18 protein-coding genes are annotated in these 23,914 nt (G+C 44.9%); 17 read left to right on the top strand and 1 reads right to left on the bottom strand.

The window, feature by feature from the left end:
• Positions 1-16 precede the first annotated feature (16 nt).
• The 15 genes from V1L65_RS04115 (at position 17) to V1L65_RS04045 (ending at position 21,886) form a co-directional block, all read left to right on the top strand.
• A complete protein-coding gene (locus tag V1L65_RS04115) occupies positions 17-592 on the top strand; it encodes a TIGR01440 family protein (RefSeq protein WP_331697799.1) in 576 nt (191 codons plus the stop codon).
• A 66-nt stretch (positions 593-658) separates the two neighbouring features.
• The gene (gene glyA / locus V1L65_RS04110) at positions 659-1,906 is read left to right on the top strand and encodes a serine hydroxymethyltransferase (RefSeq protein ID WP_331697798.1); all 1,248 of its coding nucleotides are present in this window, start codon (positions 659-661) and stop codon (positions 1,904-1,906) included.
• Between the two features lie 797 nt (positions 1,907-2,703).
• The gene (locus V1L65_RS04105) at positions 2,704-4,377 is read left to right on the top strand and encodes a peptide ABC transporter substrate-binding protein (protein ID WP_331697797.1); all 1,674 of its coding nucleotides are present in this window, start codon (positions 2,704-2,706) and stop codon (positions 4,375-4,377) included.
• Positions 4,378-4,455: 78 nt separating this feature from the next.
• Complete coding sequence (locus tag V1L65_RS04100) at positions 4,456-5,388, top strand: ABC transporter permease (protein WP_331697796.1); 933 nt, start codon at positions 4,456-4,458, stop codon at positions 5,386-5,388.
• A 2-nt stretch (positions 5,389-5,390) separates the two neighbouring features.
• On the top strand, positions 5,391-6,314 hold the full coding sequence (locus tag V1L65_RS04095) for an ABC transporter permease (RefSeq protein ID WP_331697795.1): 924 nt from the start codon (positions 5,391-5,393) through the stop codon (positions 6,312-6,314).
• 12 nt (positions 6,315-6,326) lie between these two features.
• Positions 6,327-7,334, top strand: a complete 1,008-nt coding sequence (locus V1L65_RS04090) for an ABC transporter ATP-binding protein (protein WP_331697794.1) — start codon at positions 6,327-6,329, stop codon at positions 7,332-7,334.
• The gene (locus V1L65_RS04085; RefSeq protein WP_331697793.1) at positions 7,331-8,287 is read left to right on the top strand and encodes an ABC transporter ATP-binding protein; all 957 of its coding nucleotides are present in this window, start codon (positions 7,331-7,333) and stop codon (positions 8,285-8,287) included. The genes V1L65_RS04090 and V1L65_RS04085 overlap by 4 nt, the downstream gene beginning before the upstream one ends.
• 328 nt (positions 8,288-8,615) lie before the next feature.
• Entirely contained in the window at positions 8,616-10,073 is a 1,458-nt protein-coding gene (locus V1L65_RS04080) for an arylsulfatase (RefSeq protein ID WP_331697792.1), read from the top strand.
• Complete coding sequence (locus tag V1L65_RS04075) at positions 10,070-11,872, top strand: cache domain-containing sensor histidine kinase (RefSeq protein WP_331697790.1); 1,803 nt, start codon at positions 10,070-10,072, stop codon at positions 11,870-11,872. Before V1L65_RS04080 ends, V1L65_RS04075 begins: the two co-directional genes overlap by 4 nt.
• Positions 11,869-13,473 (top strand): response regulator, encoded by a 1,605-nt coding sequence (locus tag V1L65_RS04070; protein ID WP_331697789.1) that lies wholly within the window; start codon positions 11,869-11,871, stop codon positions 13,471-13,473. The genes V1L65_RS04075 and V1L65_RS04070 overlap by 4 nt, the downstream gene beginning before the upstream one ends.
• Positions 13,474-13,712: 239 nt before the next feature.
• The gene (locus V1L65_RS04065) at positions 13,713-16,826 is read left to right on the top strand and encodes a cohesin domain-containing protein (protein ID WP_331697788.1); all 3,114 of its coding nucleotides are present in this window, start codon (positions 13,713-13,715) and stop codon (positions 16,824-16,826) included.
• A gap of 295 nt (positions 16,827-17,121) precedes the next feature.
• Positions 17,122-18,468 carry an extracellular solute-binding protein gene (locus tag V1L65_RS04060; RefSeq protein ID WP_331697787.1) on the top strand — a complete coding sequence of 449 codons (1,347 nt, stop codon included), beginning with the start codon at positions 17,122-17,124 and terminating at the stop codon, positions 18,466-18,468.
• 87 nt (positions 18,469-18,555) lie between these two features.
• On the top strand, positions 18,556-19,449 hold the full coding sequence (locus V1L65_RS04055) for a carbohydrate ABC transporter permease (protein WP_331697786.1): 894 nt from the start codon (positions 18,556-18,558) through the stop codon (positions 19,447-19,449).
• Positions 19,450-19,461: 12 nt separating this feature from the next.
• Positions 19,462-20,301, top strand: coding sequence for a carbohydrate ABC transporter permease (locus tag V1L65_RS04050; protein WP_331697784.1), 840 nt, complete (start codon positions 19,462-19,464; stop codon positions 20,299-20,301).
• A 1,105-nt stretch (positions 20,302-21,406) separates the two neighbouring features.
• Positions 21,407-21,886, top strand: coding sequence for a DsrE/DsrF/DrsH-like family protein (locus tag V1L65_RS04045; RefSeq protein WP_331697783.1), 480 nt, complete (start codon positions 21,407-21,409; stop codon positions 21,884-21,886).
• Here V1L65_RS04045 and cdaS read toward each other — a convergent pair.
• A complete protein-coding gene (gene cdaS / locus V1L65_RS04040) occupies positions 21,879-22,496 on the bottom strand; it encodes a sporulation-specific diadenylate cyclase CdaS (RefSeq protein ID WP_331697782.1) in 618 nt (205 codons plus the stop codon). The genes V1L65_RS04045 and cdaS overlap by 8 nt on opposite strands.
• 170 nt (positions 22,497-22,666) lie before the next feature.
• On the opposite strand from cdaS, the gene V1L65_RS04035 reads away from it, so the two are divergent.
• Positions 22,667-22,933 (top strand): metal-sensitive transcriptional regulator, encoded by a 267-nt coding sequence (locus tag V1L65_RS04035; RefSeq protein WP_331697781.1) that lies wholly within the window; start codon positions 22,667-22,669, stop codon positions 22,931-22,933.
• Positions 22,934-23,257: 324 nt separating this feature from the next.
• Positions 23,258-23,887, top strand: coding sequence for a uracil phosphoribosyltransferase (upp, locus tag V1L65_RS04030; RefSeq protein WP_331697780.1), 630 nt, complete (start codon positions 23,258-23,260; stop codon positions 23,885-23,887).
• Positions 23,888-23,914 lie beyond the last annotated feature (27 nt).

The raw sequence follows: 23,914 nt of genomic DNA, 5'->3' as shown, positions 1-23,914 counted from the left end.
CAAAGGAGCTGACAGGATGAGCAGGAATCAGGTTTTTGAACATAGCGAGATGGCTAAGCAGGTTGAAAGCATTATATTGGAGCTGGCCGCAGCTGGCAGTTTGTCCGCAGATCAATTGCTTGTCATAGGAGTAAGTACCAGTGAAGTAATAGGCAAGCATATCGGAACTAGCGGGACTCTGGAAGCAGCAGAGCAAATATATGCTGGTGTGGAAGCGGCGCGTTCGGCAATTGGCTTTTACCCTGTATTTCAATGCTGCGAGCATTTGAACCGCGCGCTGGTGCTGAATAAAGCAGCGGCCATACGATATGGTCTCGAGCAGGTACATGCAGTTCCAATACCAACAGCAGGCGGCTCGATGGCATCATATGCTTACCGTCAGCTGGACGATGCGTGTTTGGTGGAGGAAGTGCGGGCACAGGCGGCAATCGATATTGGCGACACTCTTATTGGTATGCACGTGAAACGGGTAGCTGTTCCTTTCCGTCCATCGATCAAATATATAGGGGAAGCAAGAGTAACTGCTGCTTACGCGAGACCTAAGCTAATCGGCGGTGCTAGGGCAGTATATGCATTGCCAAGCGAATGCTAGGAGAAGTGTAATAGCAAAAAAATATAAGCGATTTTAAAAAGCTGCAATTATGAGGAGGATATTCAAATGGAAAATTTGCGTAAACAGGATCCAGAGGTTTTAAAAGCAATGGGACTTGAGCTTAAGCGTCAACGTGATAACATCGAGTTGATTGCTTCGGAGAACATTGTAAGTGAAGCGGTAGTAGAAGCGTTAGGTTCAGTGCTTACAAATAAATATGCGGAAGGCTATCCGGGCAAGCGTTTCTACGGCGGTTGTGAGCATGTAGACATCGTTGAGGATTTGGCTAGAGATCGTGCTAAAGAACTATTTGGCGCTGAGCATGCTAACGTTCAGCCTCACTCTGGAGCTCAAGCTAATATGGCTGTGTATTTGGCAGCATTGCAGCCTGGCGACACGGTTCTAGGCATGAACCTGGCACATGGCGGTCACTTGACTCACGGCAGTCCGGTTAATGCTTCCGGCCTGCTTTACAACTTCGTTGCTTACGGCGTGCAAGAGGATACTTCTACCATTGATTACGAAGAAGTCCGCAAATTGGCATTCAAGCATCGCCCGCGTTTGATCGTGGCTGGCGCAAGTGCTTATCCGCGCACAATTGATTTTGAGAAATTGGGACAAATCGCTAACGAAGTTGGCGCATTGTTTATGGTAGATATGGCACATATTGCTGGTTTGGTAGCAGCTGGTCTGCACCCGAACCCAGTACCGCATGCTCATTTTGTTACAACAACGACTCACAAAACGCTTCGCGGTCCTCGCGGCGGTATGATTCTGTGCCGTAAAGCATGGGCAGCGGCAATTGACAAAGCCGTATTCCCAGGCTCACAAGGCGGTCCTTTGATGCATGTTATTGCTGCAAAAGCAGTTGCACTAGGTGAAGCGCTGCAGCCATCCTTCAAGGAGTATGCACAACAAGTCGTTACAAATGCTAAGGTTTTATCTGAAGAGCTGATTAAACAAGGCATTAATATCGTTTCCGGCGGAACAGATAACCATCTTATGCTAATCGATACTAGAAGCTTGAACATTACTGGTAGAGAAGCGGAGCATATTCTTGATGAGGTTGGTATTACTGTCAACAAAAATGCAATTCCTTTTGACCCGACTAGCCCGTTTGTAACTAGCGGTATCCGTCTAGGTACTCCTGCTGCTACTGCGCGCGGCATGAAGGAAGATGCAATGAAGGTTATCGCAGAAATTGTCGTTCTAGTGCTGAACAATCCTAAGGATGAGGCTGTGCTTGAAAAAGCTCGCGGCATGGTGCGCGGCTTGACAGAGCAATATCCGATCTATCCAGAATTGACATACTAATCCTATTTATTAAAGCCTTCGAGACTTATCGCCGCAGCAATCGCTGTGGCAGTAAGACTCGAAGGCTTTTTTGCTATTTAGGAAATTATGCATCAGTTAAAATTGTAAATAAGTATGCCGAGCTCGAATTGATCCTAATGATGCGGACACTGATGGCCGTTAGCGCTCATTTTTCGCCAACTTCCACTTTCTAGCGGACAGAAATGTCCGTTAGCGGGAAAAAAGCTAGAGAATTCGACGAAATGTTCTTCTAATGGTCATAAGTGTCCGCATACCACAACAAAAAGACTGCTTTTTGGTTCTAACGGTCATTAATGACCGCACCGCAAATAGAAGATAGGCGGCTAAATAGATGGATCATTTTAGCCCTCAAGATCCATGTACGCTACTTTCGCGGCAACGGCAAGTCTTGGAACCTTTTGTACGTATATCCCTGCTTGTACGGCTGTCTGTTTTCCACCAATTGTATATTTTAAACGGTTGTATATATTTGGATCATTGACGCCCCAATTAATAGAGGGGTATAGTGTTCTTCGTAATTAAAGAAAATGTTGCATATTGTAGAGTTTTGTCGAAATACTAACAACTGTATCCATTTCCCAGCGTACGGTAAGGTGTTGCAGATCGGCGTTCAACCACATGCGCTTTATTTGGAAAATGGAGCAAAGTTCAAGGTAAACTTCATACTGATCTCAGCAGAATACATAAAAAAATGAGGAGTATGATTTTTATTTTGTTTTTTCTTGCGGCATCGTATGCCATAAATAAACAATAAAGGGAAAAATGGGGGTATTGAAGTGAAAAGAAAGTCACTCACTACAGCAATTTCAATGCTGCTGGTCATTGCTTTGCTTGCCAGTGGATGCGTATCCAAGCCTGGTACGAATGGGGGTAATGAAGGAGAAGCGCCTACAGGCTCGAACGGTGCCTCAAAAAATGAGTTTCGTATGAATCTATCGACTGAGCCGCCGACGATGGATCCGGCACAAGCGCAGGACCAAGTATCCGCAACAGTTATTAATGGCGTATATGAAGGTCTTACTCGTATAAATGAGAAGGGCGAAGTGCTTCCTGCTGTCGCCAAGGAATGGAAGATGTCGGAAGACGGCAAAACCTATACTTTTACGATTCGTGATGATGCAAAATGGAGCAATGGGGATGCGGTAACAGCACAGGATTTTGAATATTCTTGGAAACGTGTGCTCGATCCTGATCTGAAGCCCGAGCCTTCTGCTTATGCATACTTGCTGTACTATATTCAAGGCGCTGAAGCCTATAACACAGGCAAGGGAAGCGCAGACGATGTAGCGGTTAAAGCACTGGATGAGCATACGCTGGAAGTTAAGATTAATGCGCCTACACCTTACTTTGCTAGTATTATGGCTTTCCAAACTTATTTTCCTGTCCATCAATCGGTGAAGGACAACCCGGCATTTGCTGCTGAAGCTTCAACGATGATTACAAACGGTCCATTCAAGCTTTCGGAATGGAAGAAGAATACGTCAATGACATTGATCCCGAATGAGAACTACTACGAGAAGGATCAAATCAAGCTAAGCAAGGTATACTTCACAATGGTTAACGATTCAGGCTCTGAGCTGAGCATGTATCAGACAGACAAGCTTGATTATGCAGGCATGCCGACTGGCTTGCTGCCGCTTGATCAGCTAAGTACTTTAAAAGAAAGCAATCCTAATGAATTCAATATAAAAGGTACAGCAAGCTTGTACTATTTCCTGTTGAATACTACTGAGAAGCCGTTTGATAATGTGAAAGTCCGCAAAGCGCTTTCCATGGCGATTTCACGTAAGGATATAACTGAAAAAGTAACACAAGGCGGACAGTTGCCTGCCTTTGGATTAGTTCCTCCAGGTATTTTGGGTCAGAAGGAAGAATTCAGAAGCGAAGTTTCTGACGATTATTTTAAAGAAGATTACGAAGAGGCGAAAAAGCTGCTTGCTGAGGGCTTGGCTGAATCGAATATGACAGAGATGCCTGAATTCAGCATTATCTACAACACGAATGATTTGCATCAGAAGGTTGCAGAAGCCATCGCTGAGATGTGGCGTGTAAATCTTGGCATCAAGGCTAATATCGGCAATCAGGAATGGGGCGTTTTCCTTAAAAACCGCAACGCGCTTAATTACGAAGTAGCCCGCGGCGGCTGGGGAGCAGATTATAATGACCCTATCTCGTTTATCGACTTGTTTACAACACAAAGCGGCAATAACAATACAGGCTACGCCAAGAAAGAGTACGACGCTTTAGTCGACCAAGCTTATGGCACTGATGATCAGGCGATTCGTATGAAGGCAATGGCCGATGCTGAAAAAATGCTAATGGATGACAGACCGATTATTCCTTTGTATTACTACAGTACGGTATATATGATGAAGCCAGGCTTCAAGGATATTTTCATTGATTTCAAAGGCGATATCAATTACGTACGCGGCTCCTATCAAGCACCGTAATAAGGTTATAGAACGGGATATAAGCTGCTTATATCCCGTTCTTCTCTTGAATCAGCTCATAAGAAAGGAGCGCTGTGCATGGCTCGTTATTTAACAAAAAAAGTGGTTTATATGCTCGTTTCGCTGTTCTGTTTGTCTACAGCGACTTTTTTTCTGATGAAAGCCATTCCCGGCAATCCTTTTCAGTCAGAGAAAAACATTCCAAAGGCGATTCAAGAGCAATTGAATGCAAAATATGGCTTTGATTTGCCTCTGTGGAAGCAATATTTGAATTATATGAATAATTTGGCTCATCTTGATTTTGGCATGTCTATGAAGCAGCAGTATACAACTGTAGCAAGCGTAATCAAAAACGGTTTCTTTTACTCGATGCAGCTTGGCGTTTTTGCAATTATTTTAGCTGTTGCAGCAGGCTTGCTGCTGGGATTTATTTCAGCGCTGAATCATCGCAAGTTTCTTGATGGCTTTACCATATTTGTTGCTGTGCTAGGCGTTTCTATTCCCAACTTTGTTGTAGCTACCGGGCTGCAATATTTATTTGGCGTAAAGTGGCGTCTATTCAATGTAACTGGACTAAATGAGCCGATGGATTTCGTGTTGCCGGTATTGGCCCTTTCTTTCCTGCCGGCAGCATTCATTGCGCGCTTGACGCGCTCAAGCATGCTGGAGGTGCTGTCTGCCGACTATATTAAGACGGCTAAAGCGAAAGGGATCAAAGGGCGGGTTATACTGACGCGCCACGCCTTGCGCAATGCGATTTTACCGGTTGTAACTTATGTAGGGCCAATGACAGCCAATATCATTACGGGCTCCGTTATTATCGAGCAAATATTTGGTATCGGCGGTTTGGGCAAAGATTTTGTAAACAGTATAACGAATCGGGACTATACCTTGATTATGGGATTAACCTTGTTTTATGCGGTTATATTGATGGTTGCACGTTTGGCGACAGATATAGCGTATGGCTTTGTTGATCCTCGCATGAAGCTGATGAATAAGGGGGGAGGCTGACGATGGCTGACAAGCAATTAACACCGGACGATTTTATTAAGCTTGAATCAAGCGAAAAAAAATCAGAGATTGTCGTTCGCGAAAGCGTATCCGCCTGGAAGGATGCTTGGCTGCGCCTTTCCTCCAGCAAGCTGTCGATGATCAGCTTGGCTATTCTTATCATTATTAGCTTATTTGCGATATTTGGCCAAATGATGACTCCGCATGATTATCAGACCAATAATCTAAGCATGACCAATCAGCCGCCCTCCTCGGAGTACTGGTTCGGTACAGATTCACTTGGCAGAGATATGTTTGCGCGAACATGGATGGGAGCGGGCATTTCCTTGCAGGTCGGCCTTTATGCAGCGCTGATTGATCTCGTTGTTGGCGTCATTATCGGCGGAATCATGGGCTACTATGGCGGCAAGGTTGACGAGGTGCTCAATCGTATTTGCGAAATTCTATATTCCATTCCCAATATGCTCGTCGTTATTTTGCTTATTGTAGTTTTAAAGCCTAGCATGTTTACCATTGTATTAGCTCTTGCTATAACTGGCTGGATCAGCATGGCCTGGATTGTGCGCGGACAGGTTATGCAGCTGAAAAACCAGGAATATGTACTGGCGGCCAGAGCGCTGGGCGCAAGTCCTTCGCGCATTATGTTTAAGCATTTGATTCCTAACGCGATAGGTCCGATTATTGTCACCATTACGATGACTGTGCCGTCGGCTATATTTGCTGAAGCTTTTTTAAGCTTCCTTGGCCTAGGTGTGCAATCGCCTGCCGCTTCGCTTGGAACCCTTATTAATGATGCGCTAAAAGCGATGACAAATTATCCTTGGCGCATGCTGTTTCCTACAGTACTCATTTCTTTAACGATGCTTTGTTTTAATATTTTTGGGGATGGATTGCGTGATGCTCTTGATCCTCGAATGAAAAAATAGGAGGTGGGAGCAATGACAGATAATCTGCTTGAAGTAGATGATTTGCGTGTTGAGTTTCAGGTGCGCGGCGGAGTCGTGCAGGCAGTGCGCGGAGTGAGCTTTGAGGTGGGCAAAGGCGAGGCTGTAGCTATTGTAGGCGAGTCTGGCTGCGGCAAAAGCGTAACCGCTCAATCGATCATGAAGCTCATTCCTTCACCGCCAGCATCGATGAGAGGCTCGATTCGCTTTAAAGGCCAGGAGCTTGTTACGAAAACAAATAAAGAAATGGAAGCGATCCGCGGCAAGGAAATCGGTATGATTTTCCAAGATCCAATGACATCGCTGAATCCGACGATGACTATTGGCAAACAAATAACGGAGGGGCTGATGAAGCATCAGAAGCTATCTCCAGCCAAGGCGCGCGAGCGGTCGCTGGAAATGCTGAAGCTGGTCGGTATACCGAATCCGGCAGTGCGTCTGCAGCAGTACCCGCATCAATTTTCAGGCGGCATGCGTCAGCGGGCGATGATTGCAATCGCGCTTGCTTGCAATCCGGCGCTGCTTATTGCCGATGAGCCGACCACCGCTCTTGACGTTACTATTCAGGCGCAAATTATGCAGGTCATGAAGGACCTCCAGGAGAAGCTGGGCACTTCTATTGTTTTAATTACGCATGATCTTGGTGTTGTTGCCGATGTATGTGATCGCGTAATTGTTATGTATGCAGGCAAAGTTGTAGAGACGGGCACGAAATGGCAGATCTTCAAAAATCCGCAGCATCCATATACAAGAGGCTTGCTGCGCTCCATGCCGCGACTTGATGGCAGCAAGGATGAGCCGCTTATTCCGATATATGGCACGCCTCCGGATTTAATTAAGCCGCCGGTTGGCTGCAGCTTTTGCGCTCGCTGCGATGAGGCTATGCGGGTATGTGTCAATAATGATCCGGCTCTGTTGCCTGTTGATGGCAATAATGAACATACTGCAGCCTGCTGGCTGTCGCATCCTTATGCCAAATCAAATGAGGAGGTGTCCGTATGAGTCAGCCCTTCATTCAAATACAAGAGCTAACCAAGTTTTTCAATCTTGGCGGCGGCAATATTTTAAAAGCGGTCAATTCCATTGATTTATCGATACAGCGCGGCGAAACGGTCGGCGTTGTTGGAGAATCCGGCTGCGGCAAATCAACAGCCGGCAGGACGATTATGCGTTTGTATGAGCCTACAAGCGGGACTGTTAAGTTTGATGGCAAAGATATTTACAAGCTAAAGGGCGCTGAGCTTAAAGCGCTGCGACGCAATATGCAAATGATTTTCCAGGACCCGTACGCTTCACTTAATCCGCGTATGACGATTTTGGAAATAATCGGAGAAGCGCTTGATATTCACAATTTGGCTGGCAGTCGTACCGAGCGCAAGAAAAAGGTAGAAGGCCTGCTTGATTTGGTAGGTTTGAATGCAGAGCATGTAACGCGCTATCCGCATGAATTTTCAGGCGGTCAAAGACAGCGTATCGGAATTGCCAGAGCGCTCGCTGTAGATCCTGCCTTTATCGTAGCCGACGAGCCGATTTCGGCGCTGGACGTATCGATCCAAGCTCAGGTTGTTAATTTGATGCAGCAGCTTCAGCGCAAGATGGGCTTGACCTACTTGTTTATTGCGCATGACCTTTCCATGGTCAAATATATTAGTGACAGAGTCGCTGTTATGTATTTGGGCAAAATTGTAGAGCTGTCGGAAAGCTCGGAGCTGTATGATCATCCGCTTCATCCATATACGCGGGCGTTGATGTCGGCTATACCGATACCAGACCCTGAGGTTGAGCAGCAGCGTGATAGAATTGTATTGAGCGGAGACTTGCCAAGTCCCGTCAATCCGCCCTCGGGCTGTCAATTTCATACTCGCTGTCCGATTGCTACAGATAAATGCAAGCATGATGAGCCGAGGCTGCTTGAAGTGCGCAAAGGCCATTATGCAGCCTGTCACTACGCTTAATTAACGAAATGAAAGGTCTTGTCGGACCGTTCACCATATAATCAGGGAAGACGCTGGCATTGTCCGGCGTCTTTTTTTGTGAATTGATGAACAGACTGTGTATAACTTGTTGATAAAAGGTTGTTTATTGTGTGTAAAATATAGATATTCATGTGGATTTACTGTGAATAACTTGTGGATGATGTGGATAACTCGAGGCGTAGGCTGTCTATCAGGTGAACATCGCATTAAAAAACCAGAAAATAACGCAATTTCGCAGTTGCAAAATCAATTATAATAAAGATATGCCCTTGACGCATGGAATAAAATTACAAATGGAGGCGTTTGCATGAAGCCTAATATACTATTTATTACTGTTGATCAAATGCGTTTTGACTGTCTTCACTATTTGAAGCATCCCGTTATTCAAACTCCAAACTTAGATAATTTGGCTCGCAACGGGGTGTTGTTTAAACATGCTTATACAGCTACGCCATCCTGTGTGCCGGCAAGAGCCTCAATTATTACAGGGATGAGTCCGAAAAATCATGGGCGTGTAGGTTATCAGGATAGGGTGCCATGGAAATATGAGCATACGATGCCGGGGGAATTCGCAATGGCAGGGTATCATACGCAGTGTATTGGAAAAATGCATGTGTACCCGACAAGGAATTTATGCGGCTTTCACAATATCGAGCTTCATGACGGTTATATGCACTACAATCGCAATCGTGCAGCTGCTTCCGCGCTTGAATGGTGGGATTATACGGACGATTATTTGCCTTGGCTGCGGGAAAGAGCCGGCTATGACCAGGATATTATGGATCATGGCTTGGACTGCAATGCTTCGGTTGTCGCCCGGCCATGGCATTTGGAGGAGAAATATCATCCGACCAACTGGGCGGTTACAAAATCGATTGATTTTTTAAGAAGAAGAGATCCGAGCAAGCCTTTCTTCCTGTGGACCTCCTTCGTTCGTCCACATTCGCCGCTTGATCCGCCGCAAGCTTTTTTTGATTTATATAAAAATATGGATTTGCCAGAGCCGCCGATAGGCGATTGGGCAGATACGGAGGACCGCGCAAGAGACGGCTTAAATCCGACTACTGGCAAAGGAATTGTCCATGATCGCATGCGCAAGGATGCCTTGGCGGCGTATTATGCCTTGATTACCCATATCGATAATCAAATAGGCAGACTCCTTAATGCGTTGTACGAGTTTGGAGTAAGCGACAATACGATTATTTTATTCACATCAGATCACGGTGATTTAATGGGCGATCATTATCTTTTCCAGAAGCGCCTTGCCTACGAGGGCAGTGCGAAGATTCCGCTCATATTGAGCGATCCGTCTGGGCTGCTTGACCTTGGACAGGGGCAGCAAGTAGATCAGGTTGTCGAGCTTCGAGATATTATGCCGACGCTGCTTGACGCTGCAGGAATTGCTATTCCGCAAAGCGTGGATGGGTCAAGCCTTATTCCGCTGGCCCAAGGGCAGCCCCAGCCGCAATGGCGCTCCTATATTCACGGGGAGCATGCGCACGGAGAGCTTTCCTATCAATTTGCAACGGATGGGAAGCGCAAGTACATTTGGTATTCGCAGACAGGCGAGGAGCAATATTTTAATCTGGAGCAGGACCCTCAGGAATTATATAATCTTGTGAACGACGCCGTCTGCAGAGACGAAGTATCGCTTTGGCGCAAACGTGTCATCGATGAATTGGTTGGCAGGGAGGAAGGCTATACGGATGGCGAGCAGCTCATTACCGGCCGCCCTGTGCAAAATGTGTTGAGCCATATTCTATGAAGCGAAAAGCGGGAACGGGCATTTTTCGTAAATTCATCGTTTCATCCAGCAGCATCCAGCATAAAATATTAATTTCCTTTATAGGTATAACCGTGCTGTCACTTTTATTTTTTGGTTATATTTCTCTTTATTTGTCCAAAAAAAATATGGAGGAACAGATCAGCTTGTCCAAAATGCGCAATCTGGCGGTTGTAACGGAGAAGCTTGATATAATGATCGATAATATCGTATCACTGTCCAATATTTATTTTGGCAGCTCCGAGCTCAGAACGCTGCTTATGTCACCTACGGCTAGCGGCTCGTATGAGCAGAAGCTGAAAAAGGAATTTGTATACCGCATGATCGTCAACTACAAATACGCTTTTACTTGGCTGGATTATCACGTCTCTATTTTTGGTTTTAACGGGTTGGAAATGCACTCGATCTATGAAGGCCAGGTAGGCTTGTCCAAGCTTGCCAGTCAGCCCTGGTATAAGGAAGTGGAGCAGCAGGACGGAGCCGTTTATTTGATGCGCAATACTTCACCGGAGCTGGCTTCTGCAATTGGCGAGGAGCATAGTATTGCGGTTGCGCGAATGCTAAAGGACTATGAGAGCGGCAAAAATATCGGACTATTGATTATTAGCGTAAAGGAATCCTTTATCTATAATCAGATCAAAAGCTCAATAGAGGATTATGAAGCAATTATGCTGACGGATGCAGCAGGAAATATTTTAACTGCTAGCAACAAGAGTTTATTAGGTGCAAATATAGCGGACCGCTCGTACTATCCGGATGAAAATGACGAGCAGCAGCACTTTGAATCGACGCAGATTGATGGCCGCAAGCAGCTGGCGAATTATTATCATATGTCGAAAACGGATTGGAACTTGATCCTCTTTTCACCGTATGACAAATTGTTTGAAAAAATCAATCAGGTTCAAAGGAACAATTGGTTTATCTTTATTATCATTATTTGTTTGGGGCTGTTCCTTTCATATATTATTTCAAGGCGGCTGTCTGTCCCGATACGATCGCTCTACGTAGATATGAACAAGGTGGAAAAAGGAGACTTGTCGATCCGCTCCGACATTGTTTCTAAGGATGAGATCGGGTTTCTGGCCTTCCGTTTTAATCATATGGTGAGCCGGATAGAGCAGCTGCACAAGGAATTGTTCAATCAGCAGGAGCAAAAAAGACGTGCGGAGCTAGAGGCCTTAAAGTCTCAGATCAATACGCATTTTCTGTTCAACACTTTAGCCTCGATCCGTTATATGGTCGTGACCGGCGACAGCCAACAGGCTGATTCTGTTATTGTTTCCTTGGTTAAGCTATTGCGCAAAACACTTTCCCAAAAAAGCGAGTTTGTTTATATTCAAGAGGAAATGGATCATTTGCGGCATTACTTGACGATTCAACGGGCAAGACTTAAGGATTCGTTCGAGGTGAAGTGGGAGCTGGAGGAAGAAATTTTGCATTATCGGGCCTTGAATATGCTTTTGCAGCCCGTTGTAGAAAACGCGCTGTTCCATGGCATAGAGCCTTTGAAGGAAACAGGAAAGATATGGATTAAGGGCTATAAGGAAAATGACCGCATTGTCATTGAAATTATTGATAACGGGATCGGCTTTAATCATAGGGGCGAAGATCGTAATCCCAACCATGGTACAGGCACAGGGCTTCAAAATATTCGCCATCGCCTCGATATGCATTTTGGCCATGAAGGCGAATTGTATTTAGAGCGGATTGAGGATAAATATACAAAGGCAACGATAAACTTCCCTGCATTTCGCAGTGAAAAGGAGCTGAAGCCGCGATGAAGGTTGTATTGGTGGATGATGAACTTCAGATGCTTAATTGGCTTCAGCTTATGCTTGAGAAAACGGAGTTTCCGGCAGAGCTGAAAGGCACCTTTGCCAATGGCAGAGAAGCCTATGAATATTGCATGGAGCATCCGGTTGACTTAGTAATTACAGATATCCGAATGCCTTTAATGGATGGGCTGCAGCTGATTCAGCAATTGAAGAGCAATAAACCCCACGTCCGCTTTCTGATTTTGAGCGCCTATGAGGAATTTCATTATGCCTCGGAAGGCATGAGGCTGGGAGCGAGCAACTATTTGTTAAAGGCTGAAATTACGGTAGACGAGCTGAACGAAGCGCTGAAGCGTATCAGCAATGATATAAGCAATGAACAGCGAATAGGCGATGAGCTGAAAAATATGCGCAAGGCGATTAATGAAAACCAGCAGGCGCTGCGCAACGTATATTTGAAGGAGCTAATTCGAGGCGAAGAAAAGGCGATAGTGAATTTTTTGCATAAAAAAGAATTTCTTCAACTAAAGCTCGAAATGAAATATCCTGTCGTGCTGGCTGTTGGCTTTGAGGCTGCGGAATTCGAACAAAAGGCTGCGCAATTTAAAAGCCGCGAGCTGCTGGAACTGGCAGTAGTCAACGTTGTAGAGGAAACGCTGGAGGCTGAGCTCGGAATAGGCAACTCATGTCCGATGGATACCGGATTGTTTGCTGTGACGATCAATATTCCGAATACGGGCAGCAAATCGATTCGTGAGCGCATGCTTCATTTTGCTAATCGCATCTCTGTCAACCTATGGAGCTATTTAAAGCTGCATGCCGCTATCGGCATTAGTGAAATATACGGGAATATTACTGAATTGAATCAGCGCTGGAAGGAAGCAGGGCAAGCACTAGGACAAAATTTGTTTTACGGCAGGCAAGTAATCGTCTGTTATCAGGATATTATTTTTGATATTCAAAGCAGAACGCATGAGGAGAAGGGCCGCACACTTTATGAGAAGGCTGCCCAACTGCTGGAAATCGACTATTATGATGAGTTTCAAGAAGAATTGTTTCGTCTGGTAAGGGCGATTGAAGAGAAAAAGCATTTGCTCGCAACTGATGTGAAGTCGGTGTTTTTAGAAATTGCATACATGATGAGACGAAAGCTTCAGTCTTTATCTGCTGCGCCTGTAGAAAATGTCCGATTTGTAGGTATTGATCAGGCGGCCACCTTTCAGGATTGCAAAGCCTGGCTGCTTGACCAGGTAAACGACTTTATGAGCGTTGTCAATAAGAACAAGAGAAGTCCGGCTATTACCGAGGTTTGCCAATACGTTGAACAGAACTATATGGGCAATGTGTCGCTGCAGGAGGCTGCTTCGATTGTTCATTTGAACAAAACCTATTTGTCCGGATTGTTCAAAAAGGAGATGGGTGTCAATTTCAATGATTACTTGACCCAAATCCGCTTGGACAAGGCTAGAGAGCTTATCGTGACCAATCAGTGCAATATCGGGGAGCTAGCTGAAAAGGTAGGCTATACAAATTCCAGCCATTTTACGAAAGTTTTCAAAAAAACGATGGGCATGTCGCCATTGGAGTTTAAAAAAAATAAAAAATGAGTAGTATGCAGCGATTATTGCGCATAATTGAGAAATTTTTCAAAATGCAATGACCGAAGACGCCAAGGCCTTCCTTGGCGTCTTCGCTATTAAAATGTTACCTGACCGGGAGAGAAGTTTCTCTTTTTTGGAAAAAACATAATATTTGAACAAAAGATCAGAATAAAAGAAAAAAAGCATTTTCCATATTTTTTATAATAGATTTTGAAATACAAAATAGTGAGAAAGGAGCGTTAATTATGAACAGAAAAATGTTTAGAAAGGCGGTTGTTTGGCTAATCAGCTCAATCCTGGCGTTTGGTGCGGCAGGTCAGGCTTTCGCGTTTGAGGAGGGCGGCGGTGAGGAAGATAATGCTGCGGTACATAGTGGAAGCGCTTACTATGTGGATTGTTCATTTTCTGGTCAGGGTGATGGAAGCCAGCAAACGCCATTTTCAAGCTTAAGTGAAATTAATGCTGTGCAGCTGCAGCCAGGGGAGGCGATATTGTTTAAGCGCGGAACGACCTGCTTGGGACAATTTACCCCATCGGGCTCAGGAACAGAGAACGAGCCGATTATTATCAGCGCATACGGTACAGGGACAGCAAAGCCAATCATCAATGCAAATGGGCAAACGAATGCAGTTTTGCTTAAAAATATGGCATATGTCCAAATGAGCGAGCTTGAGCTTACGGCGCCGGGCGACAACCGTACGCCGCGTCGCGGCGTTTATGTGCTAGGCGAGAATGCCGGCGATTTGTACGGCGTTGTACTTCAGAATCTTACGGTGCATGATGTAAGAGGCCAGATGCCTTCGACTACAGGGGGTGGAGCTGCCTCAAGCTCAGGGAAGTTCGGCAACGCATCTGGCGGTATTATTATTGAATCCCAAGGAACGTCCGTTCCTACGGCGTTTCATGATATTCAGATTTTAGATAATGAAGTGTATTCTGTTGATCGTCAAGGAATCTATTTCTGGTCAAACTGGTGCAAAAGGCCGGAATTGAGCCGTTGGGGCACGGATTGCTCCGCACAATGGTACCCCAATACGAATGTCTATGTTAGCGGCAACCAGCTTTCCGACATCGGAGGTGACGGCATCGTCCCGAAGATGACGGTTGGCGGACTCGTAGAACATAATACGCTCGATGGCTTTAATGTACGTTCCAAATCCTATAATGCCGGCATGTGGACAGCGAACTCGGATGATATTACATTCCAGTTCAATCGAGTATCAGGCGGGATAAGCACGCTCGACGGCATGGCCTTTGATATTGATCATGCAACCAACAATATAATCTTCCAGTACAACCTCTCTCATAATAACGAAGGCGGATTTTTCCTCTTCTGCCCCGACAGCTCCGCGAACACTAAAAACTTTATCATCCGCTATAACGTTTCGGTCAATGATCGGGCACAGCTATTTATGCAAGGCTGCGGCGGTAAAATCGTAAACGGCAAAATTTACAACAATACGATGTATATCGGTGACGGTTTATCTCCAAAAGTGTATGCCCAAAATGGAGCAGCGATTCAAAATACTCAATTTTTTAATAATATCGTCTATAAAGAAGGACGCGGAAATGTAGGCTGGGATTTAAACTCAACGGCGCTTAGCATGGATCACAATTTGTTTTACAATATTTCTTCCATACCGGGCTGGGCAACGAACTCGATAACAGCCGATCCGCTGTTGATGAACCCCGGTCATTTGGATACAAGGGGGTATCGTCTTGGTGTAGGCTCTCTAGCAATCGGGACAGGTGTTCTTATTGGGGACAATGGCGGTCGCGATTATTATGGAAATGCAGTGTCAGCTATTGATGCGCCTAATATAGGTGCTTATGAGGGAGATGGCGTGCTCGCAACTCCAGAGGAAGGGTGCATGCCTAGTTTAAAGCTTGATTATGACCCTAATGATACAGGTAATGGAAAGGCTCGTGTAACAGCCACAGTAAGCAATCCGTGTGTCAGCAGCTATAACGGTCTCACTTTATTCGTATCTGTGCCATCAGAAATTGAGGCTGTTCCATCTGCGCAAGCGATTAGCACGCTGCTGCCGAATGAAACGAAGACAATTACATTGGATATAATTAATAAAACGAATAAACCGTTTGGCGTATATCCGCTGGAGGTTACTGTTTCTAATGCAGAAAATGAGGTGCTTATTCGTTCGCAAGTTTATATTCAATTGATTACAAGCAATTGGGATATCGTGTCAATTGAGAATTTTGAAGACACTGCAGCAGGATCGGCGCCAAATGGCTGGATTGTAAGCGGCAACACACCGCCATCGGTAGTGACGGATGGCGACAACAAGGTGCTCAAGCTGTCCAAGTCCAGTACAGTCAACCGAAGCATATGGTCATTCTCCCAGCAATCTGATGCAGTTAAGCTATCCGCTAAGTTTAAAGCGGCGCAGAAGACGATGCCGTTAGGCATTCATTATCTTGACACAGCGGGCAATGAAGTATTGAAATTAAGCCTTAACGATCTGGGAACGGTCAGTTATACAAATAATGGCAGCTTTGTTAATACGCCAGTACCCTATGAAAGCAATCAATGGCAGCAGCTGGAGGCGATTGTAGACTTCGATTCATCCAGCTATATTGTGCTTTTAGATGGTATGCAAGTTGGCATAGGTCAACTTGGGCCAAGTAAAAACCCGATTAGTCAACTGCGGCTGCAAGTGCCTACCAATGGAACAAATGGCTCATACTTGGTAGACGAAGCAGCCATATCCGTTCCAGGAGTGCAGGAGGCAAGCCGGCTGCAGGCTGTGCTTGCCGGTCCTTCCGCGGTTAAGTCCGGGAGCAATTTTGTGCTTCAGTACGGCATTGAGCAGGTGCAGTCGTTGCTGACCGCGCAAGATCTGCTCGTACATTATGATTCCAATCTGTTGGAGTATGCGGGTGCGGACATTTTAATACCCGGCTTGCAAGTGGTGAGCGAGAAATCTGAACCATCGGGCGTGCTGCGTATAATTGCGGTAAGCGAGGGGCTGGCCAATGCCATTAGCAGCGACCAGCCCAATATGCTAGAGCTGTCCTTCCGGGCTAAGCCTGTCGAGACAGCGGAAACGGCTCAAATCCAAATTGCAAGTGCCGTTTTCGGAGATGCGCAGGGCGCGGAATATGAGGCAGAGACGGTTTCGTATGAAATTACAGTGGATACAGAGACAGATACAGGCATGATTGGTGATGTAAATGGCGATGATAAAATCAGCATTGGCGATCTTGCACTGATTGCCGCCAACTATGGCAAGAACAGCAACAGCCCAGATTGGCAGTCCATCAAAGCAGCCGATATTAATCGTGATGGGAAAATTGATTTGGCGGATATGGTTATTGTTGCGCAATCTTTGACGGAATAGGGTTTAGGAATAGCGAGAGCAGCGCCGCTTGTAAGTCTTGCAGCGGCGCTGCTTTTTTAATATGTAGGAAGGTATAAGTTTTCATCTTATACCTGTTCCTGTATTTCATCGGTAAACGCGCCTCCTTCGTTCAAGCGAAGGATGGCGGAGCCTGTTTATCCTTGTAGAATACTTGTCTTTAGTGGTTTTGATCAGAATAATAGAACAAAATATCAGAATAAAAGAAAAAAAAGCCCGTTAGGGTTTGATTATAATCTACTTAGAAACGAAGTGAAAAAAAGAGAGGATGAACGTAATGAAGGGGTTTAGAAAAAGCTTTATCTCCGCGGCGCTGGCTTCTATGGTTGCTCTGACAGCTGCTTGCGGCAGCGGCGGCGGAGGTTCTGTAGGAGAAAATAAACCGCAGGCTACCAAAGCAGCCAATTATAATGGGAATAAACAAATAGAAATTACTTTTGCCAATTGGATTTCGGTAGAGGATGCGACCAAGGCTGCCTATGAGAAAATGGTTGCTGATTTCGAAGCGGCAAATCCGGATATTAAAGTAAAATCCTTAGGCATCCCTTTTAACCAGTTTAAAGATCAAGTGCTTATCAGTTCCTCGGGAGGCAATCCTCCTGATGTAATGATGGCTAATCAGAATTTCTCCGCTGCATTCGTAGGTGCTGATATTGCAGCTCCTCTGGATGGCATGCTCGACGCAGATTTGCTAAACGATATAGTAGATGGCAGCAAGCAAGGCGTAACCTATGATGGCAAAATAATGGCTTATCCATGGGCGCCGCATCCGAACGCATTGTTCTGGAATAAGAGTCTGTTCAAATCGGCAGGCTTAGATCCGGAAACTCCGCCGGCGACATGGGATGAACTGATTACTATGGCCAAGAAGATTGCTGAGCTGAAGAAAAATGAAAGCGGCAATCCGGTGTATGGCTTGGGAATTAATACTGCGTCCCACTCCTATAGTGGAAATATGCTGTTTCGTGATGTTTTGACTTACGGCGGCCAGTTTATAGACGACCAGAATAAAGTTGTATTTGACCAAGGCGACGCTTTGAAAAATGCGCTTGCGAATATTCAAGAGCTGGTTCAAGCAGGCGTAGCGCCTAAGGGTGTTGAGATTAAGGATCTAAGAGGCATGTTTATTGCTGGTACGCTAGGCTTCCATATTGACAGCGATGTAGGCCGTCAAATTTTCCGTGATACGAGCGGCAAGGGCGAGGCTTTCGATGCGGAGTGGGGTGTAACGGTTGTTCCTCCTGGAGCGACAGGCAGAAGCGAGACAGTGTTCTCCGAGCATCAGCTGCTTATTGCCAAAGGAAGCAAGAAGCAAGAGGCAGCTGCCAAATTTATTGAATTCCTTGTATCAAAGGAAGCGATGACTACTTATCACAATATGAACGGCGTAATGTCTGCAAGAAAGTCGATTGCTGCACTGCCAGAGATGAATGATGATGATTATGCAACGATTTTCAATAAGCAAATGGAAACAGCAAGCCCGTTCCCTGCTAAAAACCCGGTATTTGACAATGCCATGAAAACCGCATCGGATATGATTATTCTCGTTACGGAAGGCGGACAAACACCAGAGAGCGCGATTGGGCAGGTTATGCCGAAAATTAAAGAATTGTACGCAGAATAATATGATTCAATTGAAATGAAGGGAGTCCGAATTCTGAAGGCTGGATTTCGGGCTTCACTTTTTAAAAGGCAAAAGGAGCGGATTCAAATGCCACAGCTTTCTAAGATAAAAGCTAAAAATTTCGGATTTTTAGTATTCCTGATGCTCCCTGCCATTGTATTGCTGGCGATTACGATAGTCGGACCGCTAATTAATGCGATAGGGATTAGTTTTCAGGATTACTCACTGCTCAAGCGTGAGCATTCGTGGAATGATTTTGCGAATTATACCAGTATATTAACTTCTCCAGATTTTTACCATTCCTTCAGAATTACGCTTCTGTATGTTTTTATTGCCGTCAGTGCGGATCTGCTGCTAGGGCTGGTGATGGCGTTGTTGTTAAATCAGAATATTAAATTTAAATCCTTTTTTCGAAGCCTTGTTATGATTCCGTGGGCAATTCCAACGATTGTGACCGCACTTATTTTTATGTGGATCTATCAGCCGGATTTCGGAATTTTGAACTATATGCTTACTTCTCTTGGCGTTATAAGCAAAAACATCACTTGGCTCGGAAGCTTCGACTTTGCTTTATGGGCAATTATTGTGGTAGCGGTATTTAGGCAAACACCGCTTGTCGGCGTCATGCTTCTGGCCGGTATGCAAAATATATCAAGAAGCTTATACGAAGCAGCGAAAATTGACGGAGCTGGTCCTTTCCGCATTTTGACGAGTATTACTATACCGTTGCTTAAGCCAGTAATTACAAGTGTTACTTTAATGATGATCGTGCAAAATTTTCAAATGTTCACGCTGTTTTATACACTCACGGGCGGCGGTCCTGCCAATGCAACGAAATCGCTCGCTATTTTAACCTACGAAATTTCATTTGAGCGCTATGACCTGGGCAAAGGCTCTGCCATAGGGGTTATTTGGCTGATTATATTGTTCAGCTTTTCTATGATTTTTACAAAATTAATGAATAGGGATACGAGCAGGTAAGGAGGGAACTCATTGACATCGACTAATAAATTACTGCACAAGGGAATTGTCTATACCGGATTATCGCTTATGATCATACTGCTGATGTTTCCTGTTTACTGGATATTAAATACTTCCCTCCAAAGCAACGCCAATCTGATGCAAATGCCGCCGAAATGGCTTCCGATAAATATTGATCTTTCAAGCTACAAAGCCGTGCTGTCGAACAGTCAGTTTCTGACGTATTATTCCAACACGCTGGTTGTTGCAGTAGGAGCGACGCTTCTTTGTATTATCGTTGCCGTATTATCGGGATTTGCGCTGTCTCGCTATAAATTTAGGGGAAGCGGCGTCGTTATGCTAATCTTTTTGTCGACGCAAATGTTTCCTGCGGTTACGCTTGTCATCGGCATGTACGCTCAGTTCCGGGAAATGCAGCTGCTTAATACGCTGTTTGTCTTGGTGCTGGCAGCTTCAACGACCGCTCTTCCATTTAGCGTGATGCTGATGAAAACATTTTTCGATGGCATATCCAAGGAACTGGATGAGGCTGCACAAATAGATGGCGCTTCGAAATTCCGCACTCTATTTGGCATTATCGTTCCTTTGTCTCTGCCAGGGATTGTAGCCATTGCTATTTATACCTTCTTGATTGCGTGGGATGATTTCTTGTTCGGCTTGACGCTTGTAAGCGATCTGGATAAGCGTACGATCAGCCCAGGGTTGTCTTTATCCTATCTTGGGGAGTTTACCTATGATTGGGCAGGCGCCTCTGCAGCAGCCATTGTAGCGACGCTGCCGCTGTTGATTTTGTTTATGTTTCTGCAGCGCTTTATGGTGGAAGGATTAACTGCGGGCGGTGTAAAAGAATAGCGCGACTCGGCAGTCTCATGATGCATTCGTGGGGCTGCTTTATTTTCGTGGCCTAGCATTGCCGCTGAAGATCACTTCGTACACGTTCCTTTACACAGTTGTGTTGCAGTTTTAATTCGCATGACCACTGCTGCCACATCCTCACTTTGTCGTATCCTCACTTCCGCCGCCACATACAGCTGCATACCAACAGGTTGTAGACAAACTATATGAAATTTCATACAGAATCGTCCAGCGCATCCTCAAAATGGCTAATTGTATATGAAATTTCATACACATTACGCTGGAATACCTCGAAAACCACGATTGTATATGAAAAACCATACAGAATCGGTTGGTGCCACCAACTTCGCTAGATGGTCGGTCGTTCCGTTATTACGTCCAGAATGGTAGTTTTGAGACGGCAATGTGACAGACGTTCCGTTATTGCTCCATAAATCGCAGAAATTGCCCCATTTGGAGCTGTATAACGGAATGTGTGACCATATCCATTTAGTGTGAGCAACATATTTGGTAAGCATAAGAAAAAGGGTAACGGAGAGTAAGATTGGGACTGGAGAAGCGGTATTGTCCGCCTTAGTAGGCAAATTTTAACCATTGCAGTTTTATAGGTGCCGATTAGGTACCAAATAGGTACCAAATAGGTGCCAAATAGGTGCCAAATAGGCGCTAAATAGGTGCAGAAAAATTAGCATACAATAGCGGTCGTAAGCCCAAATTTGATCGCGGAGCCACCTCTTCTATGGCTTGTTGCATCATCCACAATGAATGGATAGTCTTGCCAGCTTCGTTATAAAAATAGCACGTTCCGGCTTGCACAAACTTGGAGCTGTACACTGTTCTTTTTTGGCAGCATCAGCGTCCATTGACATTCGGGGTCAACTGGCATATCATATTTATATACTTATAGGGGTATAGGTAACTGGCCATGTGGTATGAGTGGTCGTGTCGTATGGGTATTCAACCGTGTGGTATAAGTAGCCGTGTCGTATGAGCAGTCATGTGTCGTCGGTCGTTCGTCGATACTAACCAACAACCTCTGTAAATTTCGATAATTTGATCAAATGGTGCATAACACTATTCATATAAGGAGTGAATGTTGCGAATGGAGAAGCAAGAAAAAACAACGATTGTATTGTTCAGCGGTGAGCTGGACAAAGCGATTGCCGCTTTTATTATCGCAAACGGGGCAGCGGCATATGAGCAAGAGGTTACTATTTTCTTTACGTTCTGGGGACTGAACACACTGAGAAAGTCAGAGTCTGTCGCAGTTAAAAAAGGGTTGCTAGAAAAAGCCTTCGGCTGGATGATGCCAAAAGGCGCGAATAAGCTGGGATTGTCGAAAATGAATTTTGCCGGCGCGGGCCCGAAAATGATCAAGCATGTTATGAAGAAGCATAATGTGCTTACTTTGCCTCAGCTGATCGAGCTGGCAAAAGAGCAGGGAGTACGCCTTGTTGCATGCACGATGACGATGGATTTGCTCGGGCTGCAGAAGGAAGAGCTGCTGGATGATATCGAGTATGGCGGAGTCGGCGCATATTTGGGCGACGCATCGCAAGGCAATGTTAATCTTTTTATTTAACGGTCACATTAATAGGGTGCAGGACTCCGTCAATTGCGAATGAAGCTTGGCCCGTTTCTTCAGAAACGACCAGAACAATAGCGTCCGATTGTTCCGTTAGCCCGATTGCCGCACGATGTCTCGTCCCTAATTTTCTGTCTGTTACGTTAATACTGGATAGTGGAAGAACATTGGCAGCAGACACAACGGTTTCGGAGCGGATTAAAACTGCCCCGTCATGCAGCGGATTGCCCGGGTAAAATATGGACTCCAGCAAGGCATGGGATATCGTGCCGCCAATAGGAATATTGGATTGGAGCATAGAGTCGAGCATATCTTTACGCTCCACAACGATTAGCGCGCCATGCTTGCGTTTGGACAGATTTGAAATGCATATGGTCAAATCCTCGTATTTGGTCGTATAAGGTGTTAAGTAGCATTTTAAATAATAGGATGCCGCGGTAGTAATAATATCTACCATAACGTTTTTCATACCTTCAAACTGCTGGACAAGGCATATGTTTTCATTGCTTAACAATTCTATATTGTGCTTCGCCAAAGAAGACAGCTCTAGCAGCTGTTTTTCTAAATGATCTTTTAACGAAGATGTATTGCAATTATTATTATCCATATGGCGTCTCCTTATTGGGAAATGAACTGATTATTAATTTGCCCATAATGGTTTCATAAATTCGTGCCTTTGTCTTTCGCTGCCAAATTGTTTAGCTTCTTGTAGTCTTCACGTTTGTTATATAATATGGACAAAGAATAAATGGCGATTGCAGAGGGGCGGGAGCATTAATGAGCTATGAGTATTCCAATGAACTTAAAGCAAGGCTGAAGCGTATTGAAGGCCAGGTTAGAGGCGTCTTGCGGCTGATGGAAGAAGGAAAATCGTGCAAGGATGTAGTCAGTCAGCTGTCTGCCGTACGCAATGCATCCGATAAGGCAATTGCGCAGATCGTAGCAGAAAATTTGCAGCAATGTATATTGGAGGAGCAAAGCGCTGGCGGAGATACCAATAAAGTAGTGCAGGAAGCGATTCAATTGCTTGTAAAAAGTCGTTAAGAAGCCGTTAAAAAGTTATTAAAAAGCGAATAAATGTTTATGAAATGCCTGTATTTTTGAAAATATAGGACGTATAAGTTTTACCTATAAATCAATTTTTTAATTAACTTTGCCTATTAAGAAATTGATTTCAACCTGTTCCTATATTTCATCGGTAAACGCGCCTCCTTCGTTAAAGCGAAGGACGGCGGAGCCGTTTATCCGTGCAGGCATTTTTTTTGTTTATTAAGGTGCAACGCATGTCTATGAGTGCTATAATGTATAGGATTGTGACCATACAAGAATGACTAACAAAAGATACTTATGTAGGAGGAATTACGCTCCATGGGCAAATTGGTTATTTGCGACCATCCGTTAATTCAGCACAAGTTGACGTTTATTCGCAACAAAGATACGAATACAAAAGATTTCCGTGAGCTGGTTGATGAGGTTGCAACTTTAATGGCATACGAATTAACGAGGGAGATACCGCTCGATACAATTAAGGTTCAGACACCTGTTGCTGAAACAGAATCCAAAATTGTATCAGGACGTATGCTTGGCTTAGTTCCAATTCTACGCGCCGGACTTGGAATGGTAGACGGTATTCTTAAGCTGATCCCTTCTGCAAAGGTAGGGCATATTGGCCTTGCGCGAGATCATGAGACATTAAAGCCAGTTGAATATTATATTAATTTACCTACAGATGCTTCTAATCGCTTGCTGATCGTGATCGATCCTATGCTAGCGACAGGAGGATCTGCTATTGCTGCGATCAATTCTCTCAAAAATCGCGACTGCGACCAAATCAAGCTGATGTGTCTGATTGCTGCACCGGAAGGTGTTGCTGCTGTACAAGCTGCCCATCCTGACGTGGATATTTATATTGCGGCTATGGATGAGAGGCTGGATGAAAAAGGTTATATTATTCCGGGGCTTGGCGATGCCGGAGACCGTATGTTTGGAACGAATTAGTGGAAAAATAGGCAATATATAGCTAGG

Origin of the sequence: Paenibacillus sp. IITD108, from assembly GCF_036541265.1 — a bacterium.
Taxonomy (GTDB): domain Bacteria; phylum Bacillota; class Bacilli; order Paenibacillales; family Paenibacillaceae; genus Pristimantibacillus.
This window is presented reverse-complemented; position numbering and strand designations above follow the sequence as displayed.